10 protein-coding genes are annotated in these 10,664 nt (G+C 69.3%); 3 read left to right on the forward strand and 7 right to left on the reverse strand.

The features are described 5' to 3' along the window. Positions 1-219: 219 nt before the first annotated feature. Complete coding sequence (locus IT306_28895; protein ID MCC7372465.1) at positions 220-906, reverse strand: response regulator transcription factor; 687 nt, start codon at positions 904-906, stop codon at positions 220-222. Further along, positions 903-2,066, reverse strand: coding sequence for a sensor histidine kinase (locus IT306_28900; GenBank protein ID MCC7372466.1), 1,164 nt, complete (start codon positions 2,064-2,066; stop codon positions 903-905). The genes IT306_28895 and IT306_28900 overlap by 4 nt, the downstream gene beginning before the upstream one ends. A gap of 217 nt (positions 2,067-2,283) precedes the next feature. On the opposite strand from IT306_28900, the gene IT306_28905 reads away from it, so the two are divergent. Together IT306_28905 and rpsD are read left to right on the forward strand one after the other, a co-directional pair. Beyond that, positions 2,284-4,143, forward strand: coding sequence for a DJ-1/PfpI family protein (locus IT306_28905; protein MCC7372467.1), 1,860 nt, complete (start codon positions 2,284-2,286; stop codon positions 4,141-4,143). A gap of 209 nt (positions 4,144-4,352) precedes the next feature. Beyond that, entirely contained in the window at positions 4,353-4,976 is a 624-nt protein-coding gene (gene rpsD / locus IT306_28910) for a 30S ribosomal protein S4 (protein MCC7372468.1), read from the forward strand. 84 nt (positions 4,977-5,060) lie between these two features. Here rpsD and IT306_28915 read toward each other — a convergent pair whose 3' ends face one another. Beyond that, positions 5,061-5,573 carry a hypothetical protein gene (locus tag IT306_28915; protein MCC7372469.1) on the reverse strand — a complete coding sequence of 171 codons (513 nt, stop codon included), beginning with the start codon at positions 5,571-5,573 and terminating at the stop codon, positions 5,061-5,063. Beyond that, complete coding sequence (locus IT306_28920) at positions 5,566-6,069, reverse strand: bifunctional nuclease family protein (GenBank protein ID MCC7372470.1); 504 nt, start codon at positions 6,067-6,069, stop codon at positions 5,566-5,568. The genes IT306_28915 and IT306_28920 overlap by 8 nt, the downstream gene beginning before the upstream one ends. Before the next feature lie 155 nt (positions 6,070-6,224). Here IT306_28920 and IT306_28925 point away from each other — a divergent pair, with 155 nt between their 5' ends. Further along, a complete protein-coding gene (locus IT306_28925; GenBank protein MCC7372471.1) occupies positions 6,225-6,785 on the forward strand; it encodes a bifunctional nuclease family protein in 561 nt (186 codons plus the stop codon). Between the two features lie 64 nt (positions 6,786-6,849). Here IT306_28925 and IT306_28930 read toward each other — a convergent pair whose 3' ends face one another. From IT306_28930 to IT306_28940, 3 genes are all read right to left on the reverse strand, one after another. Next, the gene (locus IT306_28930) at positions 6,850-7,800 is read right to left on the reverse strand and encodes an ABC transporter ATP-binding protein (protein ID MCC7372472.1); all 951 of its coding nucleotides are present in this window, start codon (positions 7,798-7,800) and stop codon (positions 6,850-6,852) included. Positions 7,801-7,802: 2 nt separating this feature from the next. Beyond that, a complete protein-coding gene (locus IT306_28935; GenBank protein MCC7372473.1) occupies positions 7,803-8,825 on the reverse strand; it encodes an ABC transporter ATP-binding protein in 1,023 nt (340 codons plus the stop codon). Positions 8,826-9,140: 315 nt separating this feature from the next. Further along, positions 9,141-10,355: a mandelate racemase gene (locus IT306_28940; protein ID MCC7372474.1), complete on the reverse strand. Its 1,215-nt coding sequence runs from the start codon at positions 10,353-10,355 to the stop codon at positions 9,141-9,143. Positions 10,356-10,664 lie beyond the last annotated feature (309 nt).

Consider the following 10,664-nt stretch of genomic DNA (forward strand, 5'->3'; position numbering starts at 1 on the left):
AAGTCCCCGCCTACACGCATTCAGTCGCTGCGCGACGGCCGTCGGGAACGGCCGGCACTGGTGCGACTGGAGCGTCGCGCAGCGACTGCAGGATCGTAGGCGGGGACTTCAGTCCCCGACGCGGCGGCACGACGACATCAACATGCAATCGCCCTGACCTCACCCCCCGACCGCTGCGCGCCGTCGAGGTCATTCGTCGCGCGTGTGTTCAGGCGCCTGTCACGGCGGCAGGTCGGCGTCCTCCAGCGACGCCAGTCCCTCGCGCAGGGCGTAGAGCGCCGCCTGCGTTCGGCTCGCGAGCTGCAGCTTGCGGAGGATCGCGCTGACATGGCTGCGTACCGTCGCCTCGCCGACGACCAGCCCATCGGCGATCTCCTGATTGCTCATGCCACGGGCCAGCAGGCGCAGCACCTCCAGCTCACGTGATGAGAGCGGCTCGGTGGTCGGCGTCTGGGCAGAGGGCGCGGGGCGATGCAGCTCCTGGAGCAAGAGACGGGCGATCGTCGGGTGGAGCGCGGTCTCCCCACGATGAGCCTGCTGGATCGCCCGGAGCACGTCGTCCGGCGCGGAGTGCTTGAGGAGGTAGCCCGTCGCGCCCGCCTTGAGGGCCGGAAAGACATCCTCCTCGGCGGCATGGCTGGTCAGCACCACGATCTTCGCCTCGGGCAGGAGCGCGCTGATCCGCTGGGCGGCCTCCACGCCGCCCATCACGGGCATTTCGAGGTCGAGCAGCACCACGTCGGGCCGGAGCCGCTCGACCATCCGCACGGCCTCCTCGCCGTTCGCCGCCTCGCCGGCCACCTCGATGCCCGCCTCCTGCTCGAAGAGGGCGCGCAGTCCCTTCCTGACCACGGCGTGATCGTCCACCAGCAGCACGCGGATCGGTCGGCTCGTCTCGGCGGTCATCGTGGCGCCTCCACCCGAACCCGCGTGCCAGCGCCGGGCGCGCTCGCGATCTGGAGCGTGCCGCCGAGTCGGGCGGCGCGCTCGCGCATGCCCGGCACCCCGAAGCCGTGGCCGCCCTGCCCGTGGCCGCCCAGCATGGATGGATCGAACCCGACCCCGTCATCCGCGACTTCGAGCATCGCCCGACCGGGCGTGACGTCCAGGCGCACGCTGACGTGGCGGGCGTGGGCATGCTTCAGCACGTTGTTCAGCGCCTCCTGCGCCAGCCGGTACAGCTCCTGCTCGATCTCGGGCGGCAGGCGCACGGCGTCGTCGCCTCGGATGTCGGTGGTGAGCCCGGCCCGCGCCTCGACGGCCCCGAGCCGCGACCCGAGCGCCCCCAGCAGCCCGCGCTCCTCCAGCAGCGGCGGTCGCAGCTCGAACAGGAGCAGCCGCATCTCGCCCAACGCCTCCTGGGTCGTCTCGCCGATCTCGCGGAGGTTCTGCGCGGCCCGCTCGGCGACTCCGTCTGCCAGGGCGCGCGTCCCGGCCTCGGCGTACAGCGAGATGCCGTACAGGGCCTGTGTCACCGAATCGTGCAGCTCGCGCGAGAGCCGCTGGCGCTCCTCCAGCACGGCGGCCTGACGCGCGCGCTCGTTGAGGCAGGCATTCTCGGCGACGAGCTGCTCCTGCCGGACCAGGAGTCGCGCCATCAGCCAGAGGATCAGCAAACCGGCCGCCCACGATGACCACTCGGACCAGAGCATCCGCCGGTCGAGCGAGTCGGCCACGGCGGCGGTCAGGACTGTGCCGAGGCCGAGTACGAGCGCTGCAACGCCCTCCGTGCGGGTGCCCACCACGCCGACCCACGCCACGACGAGCAGCAGAAACAGAAAGTTCGCGTTGCTGTGGTGCATCAGCGCCAGGGCAGCGTTCGGCAGCGTCATCGCCAGCACCAGCACAAGGCGCGGCCAGCGCACGCCCGACAATTCGATGGCCCAGGCCCCGGCCATCAGGGCCGCCGCGAACGGGACCACCGTCCGGTGGCTCTCCGGCATGTCGTCCGCGAACGCCGTGACGACCGTCAGCGCCGTCAGCAGCGCCACGACCAGCACCACCCAGCCGCGCAACGAGCGGACGGTCTCGGTGGTGGAGAAGGGTGCGGTCGTTGCCGAGGCCATGACGACGATTGTGCTGCGCCGCGCCCTTCCGGCGCATCAGCAGATCGTTGAGCGCCGCCGGCCGCCGCTTCGACATTTGTTGGAGTCGGCTCCACAGACTGCGCCCGAACGATCCACCGTCGCTCGGATGTCGTAGGCCCAGGACCGGGTGGAAACTGGAGGTGTGCTGACGCGCAGCCCGCCGACAGCACCATCACGACGCTTCAGGTGAGTAGCCATGCAGTCCTCGTCTTCGCAGCCGTCAGCCACGGAAGACCGTGCGCGCACGCCACTTCGCATCGCCGTCTCACGGGTACTCCTGGCGCTGACGCTGCTGCTGGCCTTCGTGCTGCCGCCGCTGCTCATCGGCGGGGCCAACGCGGCCCGGGCATCGTTGAGCATGCGGTCCGGCCCACCCGCGCCGCTCGACACGCCGCTGCCCGAGCGCCCAGCCCACGATCCTTCAAAGCTGACGGCCGTGGTGGTGGCGGGCAACGTCGCCACCGAAAGCTCGGACCTGATGGGGCCATACGAGACGCTGGTGACGTCCGGCCGGTTCAACGTCTACGTGGCCGCCCCCGAGCGTATCCTCTCGCCGCTCTTTCCCGGCGATCTCAGCATCGTCCCGCACTACTCGTTCGCGGAGTACGATGCAGCGTTCGGCGGCAAGGTGGATCTCGTCGTCGTGCCCTACATCCCACAGGCCGATGCCGAGGATGCGGCTGTTGCCCGCTGGATTCGGGCGAAGGCAGACAGCGGGAGCACCCTGCTGTCGATCTGCGCCGGCGCGCTGGCCGTCGCCGAATCTGGGGCGATTGACGGCCGCTCGTCTACGACTCATCACTTCTCGATCTCCCTGGGCGAGCGACAGTACCCGGCCGTCCACTGGGTGCGCGGTCAGCGCTACGTGGACGACGGCCAGTTCATCTCGTCGGCTGGCGTGACCTCCGGCGTGGACGCAACGCTCCACACGCTCGACCGGATGTTTGGGCGGGCGACGGCCCTGCACACGGCCCAGGCGATAGGCTATCCGCATACCCGCTTCCTCGACGATACCGCGCTCACCATTCGCCTCCGCGACGACACCGGTGTCTGGCCGAGCTTCTACACCGTGGACCGCGCCGAGATCGGGTTGCTGTTCTACGACGGTGTCCGTGAGCTGGAGATCGCGTCGGTCATCGACGCCTACCCACGCACGATGGCCGCTGCCATCCGCACCCTGGCAGCCGAGCGCACCATCGTTCGCTCGCAACACGGACTCGACCTGGTCCCGCGTGCCGATCTCTCGACGGCCCCGGCCCTGGATCGGCTGCTCGTGCCGGGCAGCGGGCCGGTCGGAGACGACGCGGCAGCCGTGCAGGCGTGGGCGGCACAGCAGAACGGGCTGGCCGTCGAGATGATCCACGCTGCTGGCGGCTACCCGTACGACGCGACGCTTCGGGACATCGCTCGCGCTCACGGGGCCGGGGTGGCTGCTGCCGTGGCGAATACGCTGGAGTACCCGACGCGCGATCTCGTGCTCGACGGGCCGGCTGTGCGACTCGATCTGCTGGTTCGACCACTCGTGCTCGGGCTGCTGGGCCTGGCGGCGGCGCTGTGGCTGCGCCGCCGCCTCGCCAGCCGGGCCTCGGCACTGTCGCCACGGCTGCGCCCGCGGCTCCTCGCCGGCGGGCGCTTCGTCCTGCACTTCGGCGAGATGTCGCTGGCGATGCTGCTCGGGATGGTGGTGTTTCACCTGCTGGCCGGCGGCCGCCCAGGTCAGGGTGGGACAGCGAGCGGTTCGGCGGCGTTCCTGGTAGCCTGGGAGCTGGGCATGATGGTCTTCATGACCGTGCCGATGGTGGCCTGGATGCGGGTGCGCGGCCACTCCTGGCAGGACGGCCTGGAGATGTCCGTCGGGATGCTGGCCCCGGTCATCGCCATCGATCTGCTGCTGGTGGCCGGGTTGGGCGGGCCGTGGCCCTGGCTTCAGCATCTGAGTGGTCCGGCCATGCTGCTCGGGATGCTGGCGGTGATGCTGGCCCGACTGGACCGCTACGCGGGGCACGCTCACCACACGCACGGGAATGCGGAGGTCCGCCCACTGGCGAACGCCTGAACGCTTGCCGGGAGCGTCTTCGATTTCGTGTACACTTGTCGGGCTGGCGGGAGATCCGTCAGCCCAGAGATCCGTCGCATGATGACGGTGCAGCGGCAACATCTACCGCGCCCCTGATGTGCGACGTGCCGGAACCGTTCCGGCGTGCCCCCGACCTGCATTCGAGCCTCTGCTCGGCTGCCCGTCGCGGAGGCAGGAGAGGAAAGAGGATGGCTCGGTCACGCGCGCCCAAGTTTAAGCAGTCCAGGCGATTCGGGTTCGACATTTTCGGGACGGGCGGGGCGCAGCTTGCGCGCCGGCTCGACACCCCGCCGGGTGGCTCGCCCGGCGCTCGCCAGGGGCCGCAGCGCCGTCGGCAGACGGAGTACTCCCGTCAGCTGTTCGAGAAGCAGAAGGTCAAGGCGATCTACGGCGTCCTCGAGCGGCAGTTCTCCCGCTACATCGACGAGGCCGAGCACAGCAGCCACCACACCCCGGCCGGCACGACCCTCCTGACGCTGCTCGAGCGGCGCCTGGACAACGTGGTCTACCGCCTGGGCCTCGCGCGGAGCCGCCCGATGGCGCGCCAGTTGGTCGGGCACGGGCACGTGCTGGTGAACGGCCGGCGGGTCGACATCCCGTCGTTCCGGGTCCGCCCGGGCATGACGGTGACCCTCTCGGCGGTGGCGCTGAAGATGGTGACCGTCGAGGAGGAGCTGGCGTCTGGCCGGCTGGTGCCGCAGTGGCTGCGCCGCGAGGGTACGACGGGCCACGTCGTCTCGCAGCCGGAGCGGGCGGACGTCGAGCTGCCAATCGACGAGCGCCTGGTGATCGCGTTCTACTCGCGGCGGTAGGCGACGAGCCACAGTTCACGGTCGAACGAACAGGCCCCTGCTTCCCACGCCTGGGTATCCAGGTCACCGGGAGCGGGGGCCTTTTCATGGTGTTGGCAGCTGTGGACCGCCGCCGCGCCCTGGCGGCTTGCTGGCAGTTTCGAGTGCGGCGACCATACTCAGGAGTGTCGCATCAAAGAACTGGCTGACCCGAGTCAGCACGTCGGCGGTCTGGTGGCCGCCCCCCATCGTCTCGGCTGCCCAGCGCTGCGTGGCCTCCAGAATGGGCGCTCGACAGAGACAGAACGCCTCGACGGCGGCGGCCGTCGAGAGTCCGAGTCCGGTGGAGAGCCGTCCGTATTCGGCGGCATCAACGCATGCCTGCTGCAGGCAGCGCTCAGCGTCCTCGCCCTCGGCCGCCACGTAGGATGCCAGCCCCCGCACCAGTGCGCCCCCGAGCAAGCGCGGCTGCCGCAGCGCTGCCACAGGACAGGCGGCCAACCAGGATGGCTTCTCGGACGCCGGTACGCCGGACAGGCCGCAGCGCGGCCGAAGGGTCAGCACGGTGGCGATCAGCGAGGTGTGGAGCGCCGAGCGCCGCACGTCGCGCTCAGTCATCGAGGGCGTGGCGAAAGGGTGCTGGCACGGACGCGCCAGCATGGTCGCTCAGATGGTCGTGCGCGGCATCTGAGGCTGCATCGGTTGATGGCCGCGGCCGGTAGCTCCCCGCCCGTACAACGCGCTCCGACACAAAGACGCTGAGCGACGCACGGATCGCGAGGCCGAGGGCGTCGGCAGGGGCGGCCTGGTGGACGGCTATGCTCCGGGGCAGCCCGATCTGCAGCTGCGCCGACGGCTCGCCGTCCGGCCCGGCGTCCACCACAATGGCAGCGATGTAGCCGCCGACGGCGTGCAGTGCCTCGATGAGCATCGAGTAGGCCCGCGAGCGTGGGGTGCACAGGCCGTCAAGCTCGTGACTCAACGAGCAGGCCTCGGCAGAGCTGAGCGGCACGCCGACCGGGGCACAGGCCAGACGGTCACGGGGCATCAGCAGGGCGATGGGCAGTCCGGAGCGCGCGCTGTGATCGACCGTTCGGACGAGCATTTCGAACATGCCACTCCTCCATCCAACTGCGGCGTCGGCTCCAGGCGCCGACGGCGGCATCACACCTATGATACTGGACTAATATCGGTCATTAGTATAATCTAATGCTGCACCAGGTCAGTGGCGCGGCGCTACTGGTCCTGACCACTGGAGGAGGTGTCGCTGTGGAAATGCACGTCCGCTGGGTACGCAAGCATGTGCCCACTGGCAACGATGTCGCGGTGCTCGGGCCGGCCGACGCTGAGACCCGGCCGATGATCGCGCTCTCCGTCTCGCGGCCGGAGGCCGTCGATCTGAACGACGAGCTGGACGGCAAACTCACCCCTCGCGCCGCCGCGTTCGACCTGATGGTCGGCATTCTGGGAGCGGCCGGCGCTACCGTCGACGGAATCGAAGTGAGTGAAGCGCCCGGGCAGTCTGCTCAGGCGCGGCTCCAGCTCAGCAGTCCGCGTGGGCAGACCGAGATTCGGGTCGAGGTGGGACCGGTGCTGGCGCTCTCCGTACGCATCGGCAAACCGCTCCAGGTGTCGGATCGCCTGGTGGCCGCGATGACGCCGCCTGCCGCCAGACCTGCCACGAACCCCGCCACGGTGAACGCACCGTCCGAGCAGGCGCCAGTCTCGTCCGATGCCGCCGACGACGACGCGTCGCTCGAAGCGCCGACGCCAGGAGCCGTGAGCGAGGTGCCAGAGCAGTTCCGCCGCGCCTTCGACGACGCCCCGTAGCGCCGAGAAGCGCCACAGCGATCACCGGTCGACTGTGGCGCTCCAGACACTCGCGAGGTGACGCTCAGACGGCCGCTGGCGCTCGGCTGGCGGCGACCCAGTGACCTTGCCGGACCTCGACCATCGCCGAATCCTTCTCCGAGTAGTCGAACGTGGGATCCATGATCAGCCGCTCACGGGTCGCCTCGATGTCCGGATCCGGGATCGGCACGGCCGAGAGCAGGACTCTGGTGTACGGGTGCAGCGGATTGGTGTACAGCTCGTCGGTCTCGGCAAGCTCGACGACCTTCCCCTTGTACATCACGGCCACCCGCGTGCAGATGAAGCGGATCATGCTGAGATCGTGGGCGATGAACAGGTAGGTCAGGCCCAGCTGCTGCTGGAGCTCCTGGAGCAGCGTCACGACCTGCGCCTGGATCGAGACGTCCAGGGCGGAGATCGGCTCATCGCACACGATGAACTTCGGCTCGACGGCCAGTGCCCGGGCGATACCGATCCGCTGGCGCTGGCCGCCGCTGAACTCATGGGGATACCGGTTGGCAAAGTACGGGTTCAGGCCGACCAGCCGCAGCAGCTCTTCGACGCGATCGCGCCGCTGCCGCCCGCTGGCCAGACCGTGGATGTCGAGCGGCTCCCCGATGATGCTGCCGACGGTCATGCGGGGGTTCAGCGACGCATACGGATCCTGAAAGATCATCTGGAGCTGGCGACGCATCCGCCGCATCTCGCCGCCCGAGAGACGGGTCAGATCCCGCCCCTCGAATTCGACCACGCCGCTGGTCGGCTTGTAGAGCTGAAGGATGGTGCGCCCGGTCGTGCTCTTGCCGCTGCCGGACTCGCCGACGAGGCCGAGCGTCTCGCCGGGGTAGACATCGAAGCTGATACCGTCAACCGCCTTCACCGCGCCGACCTGTCGCTGCAGGATGATGCCCTGGGTGATCGGGAAGTGCTTGACGAGATCGCGGACACGCAGCAGTGGCTCGGCGGCAGCACCTGTCGAGAGGGTCTCGTTCATGGCTAAACTCGCTCCTGCTGGGCGCGGATGGCGGCCGGGAGGTCGTACCAGGCGGCGACGAGGTGGCTCGGATCGCCGTCCCTGACGGGCAGCAGCGGCGGCGTCTCCTGAAAGCAGCGTTCGGTGGCGAAGGGGTTGCGCGGCGCGAACGCATCACCCGGCGCCGGATCGACCATGTCCGGCGGCGTGCCGGGGATCGGCGTCAGGCGGCCGCCACGATCGGTGTCGGAGCGCGGCAGCGAGCGGAGCAGGCCGTAGGTGTAGGCGCTGCGCGTGTCCTTGAAAACGGACCGCACCGGGCCGCGCTCGACGATGCGGCCGGCATACATCACTTGGACAGTGTCCGAGATGCCGGCCACGACGCCGAGATCGTGGGTGATCCAGATGATCGCCATACCGAGCCGCCGCTTGAGATCCTTGACCAGCTCGACGATCTGCGCCTGAATGGTGACATCGAGCGCCGTGGTCGGCTCATCAGCGATCAGGAGCTTCGGGTCGCAGGAGAGCGCCATCGCGATCATCACCCGCTGGCGCATGCCTCCCGAAAACTGATGCGGGTAGTCGTCGAGGCGGCGATGCGGGTCCGGGATACCGACCAGATCGAGCAGCTCGACGGTGCGCGCACGGGCCTGCGCGCGTGGCAATCTGAGGTGCAGCTCGATGGCCTCGCTGATCTGCCGCCCGACGGTCAGGACCGGGTTCAGGGAGGTCATCGGATCCTGGAAGACCATCGCAATGGAGCCGCCGCGGATCTCACGCATGTCACGGTCGCTGAGCTTGAGCAGATCGCGGCCCTGAAACAGGACTTCCCCGCGCTCGATGCGGCCTGGCGGCATGGCGATCAGCCGGAGAATCGAGAGCGCATGGACGCTCTTGCCGCTGCCGCTTTCGCCCACCACGCCGAGCGTCTCGCCATCCTGCAGCGCGTAGCTGACGTCGTTGACCGCGTGCACGACGCCGTCAGGCGTATGGAAGCGTACGGTGAGGTTGCGAATCTCCAGAAGGGGCGTTGACCCTGGACTCATACTACGATCACCTGCCACATCCTCGCACGAGCGTTACGTCGAGAGCGTGCGCTCGCCCCGGCGACACCGCCCGGCGCGCCGCGCCAGCGGGTGGCGCGCCGGGCGGTCCGAAGGCGGCCCGGCGATGCGCTCCCCAGCACCCGCCCGGCAGGCTCAAGAGTACACTAATACAGAAGATTCAACAATACTAAGTCTGTTCATGAGCAGATGACCATCATTGCGCGCGGTGCGGGCATGCGGTGGCAGCCGGGTTGGCGGCGATCGTGGCTGGCCGTCTGCGACAGCCTCGGCTGTCGCAGACGACGGCGTGGCCGGTCAGGCGGTGACGCTGAAGCCGCCATCCGCGACGGCCCTGGCGTACGCTTCCTCGTCCAGCCCCAGCCCGAAGCCCGGCGCGGCCGGCGTGGTGACGAGGCCCTCGGCGATCGAGTAGGCCGAGGTGTCGATAGCCGAGGTGGAGGCGTGATCCCACTCCACGAAGCCGAAGTTCGGCATCGCCAGCCCGAGGTGGGCGAGGTGGTAGTTCCCCAGCATCGTCCCATAGTGGTGCGGCGAGCAGATCCGCCCCCACGCTTCGATGTTCGGGGCGAACTCCAGCCAGCGGCTCAAGCCCGGCGCGAGGATGTCCCATTGGAGCACATCCACGATGCCCTCGCGGACCATGTCGATCAGCAGATCGTGGGGCGCGAGCGAGCCGACCGTCGCGGCATACGGAACGCCGTCCAGCAGCTCAGGCTGATTCGGGTCGGCCATGCCACGCCCCTCGCCGTCGCCGATGAGTGTCTTCAGTCCCTCAGCCTTGATCCAGGCCTTGAGGCGTCGGTAGAGGATGGCGTCCTCGTAGAACGCCTCTTCCAGCCAGTAGACGTTCGAATCCGCCGTGCCGCGCAGGAAGTCGCGCGAGATGTTGTAGGTGTAGCCGTTGTTGGCGTCGGCCATGACGTTGCAGCCTGGGCCGACGGCCTTGCGGATCGCGTTGACAACGGCGATGTCCCGGCGCAGGCCGGCTTCGGTCGGGAAGTGGACGTTGTTGCGCCCGATCTTGATCTTGAAGTTGCGATGCCCGGCCCGGTAGCCCTGCATCGCCTCTTCGGCCATCAGCGCTGCGCCCTCGTCGTCGTCCTCAATACCGACATCGTCGATATAGAGCGTGGTGTCGTAGCAGCGCACGGTACTGCCGTCGGCGGGGACGGGCCGCCGCAGGATCCCGGCGGCCAGCGCGTAGACCGGCTTGCCCTGGCGCTTGCCGACGAGATCCCAGACCGGGAACTCCAGCGGCCGGTACTGGACCGGCACGCCGGCGGCCGGGTTGTAAGCCTCGGCCAGCGTCGCCCCGACGAGCTTGCGGGCCGTGCCCTCGTCGATCCGCGAGAGTCCCCAGCCGGAGGAGCCATCGTCCAGGGTCACCCGCACGACCGGCACGCGGACGCGCCCGCCGAGCGGCTGCATGTGCGAGTTGCTGCCGGCGGCGCGGGGTCGCTCGGCCCAGATGACGCCCGCCTCGACGCGGGCGATCTTGAGGTCTGCCACAGTGCCTCCCATCAGGACGGCCGATCCCTTGTTGCCGCGCAGGCTTCGTGTTGGGCCAGACAGGCGGCAGATCAGCCGGTGCGGGAGGATAGCGCAGGCGAGCCAGCGAACGACGGGACGGCATGCGCGGCGACGGCGCGCAAGGTCGAGGCGACGACGAAGCAGTGGGGTGCGCAGCGGTCCCAGGGTGCGCAGCGGTCCCGGGGTGCGCAGCGGTCCCGGGGTGCGCAGCGGTCCCGGGGTGCGCAGCGGTCCCGGGGTGCGCAGCGGTCCCGGGGTGCGCAGCGGTCCCGGGGTGCGCAGCGGTCC

This window comes from Chloroflexota bacterium (assembly GCA_020850535.1).
Lineage (GTDB): Bacteria > Chloroflexota > UBA6077 > UBA6077 > JACCZL01 > JADZEM01.

Bases quoted from the DNA above. Each gene is read 5' to 3' on its own strand.
- IT306_28895 (MCC7372465.1), bottom strand. From the start codon at position 906: ATGACCGCCGAGACGAGCCGACCGATCCGCGTGCTGCTGGTGGACGAT.
- IT306_28900 (MCC7372466.1), bottom strand. From the start codon at position 2,066: ATGGCCTCGGCAACGACCGCACCCTTCTCCACCACCGAGACCGTCCGC.
- IT306_28905 (MCC7372467.1), top strand. From the start codon at position 2,284: ATGCAGTCCTCGTCTTCGCAGCCGTCAGCCACGGAAGACCGTGCGCGC.
- rpsD (MCC7372468.1), top strand. From the start codon at position 4,353: ATGGCTCGGTCACGCGCGCCCAAGTTTAAGCAGTCCAGGCGATTCGGG.
- IT306_28915 (MCC7372469.1), bottom strand. From the start codon at position 5,573: ATGACTGAGCGCGACGTGCGGCGCTCGGCGCTCCACACCTCGCTGATC.
- IT306_28920 (MCC7372470.1), bottom strand. From the start codon at position 6,069: ATGTTCGAAATGCTCGTCCGAACGGTCGATCACAGCGCGCGCTCCGGA.
- IT306_28930 (MCC7372472.1), bottom strand. From the start codon at position 7,800: ATGAACGAGACCCTCTCGACAGGTGCTGCCGCCGAGCCACTGCTGCGT.
- IT306_28935 (MCC7372473.1), bottom strand. From the start codon at position 8,825: ATGAGTCCAGGGTCAACGCCCCTTCTGGAGATTCGCAACCTCACCGTA.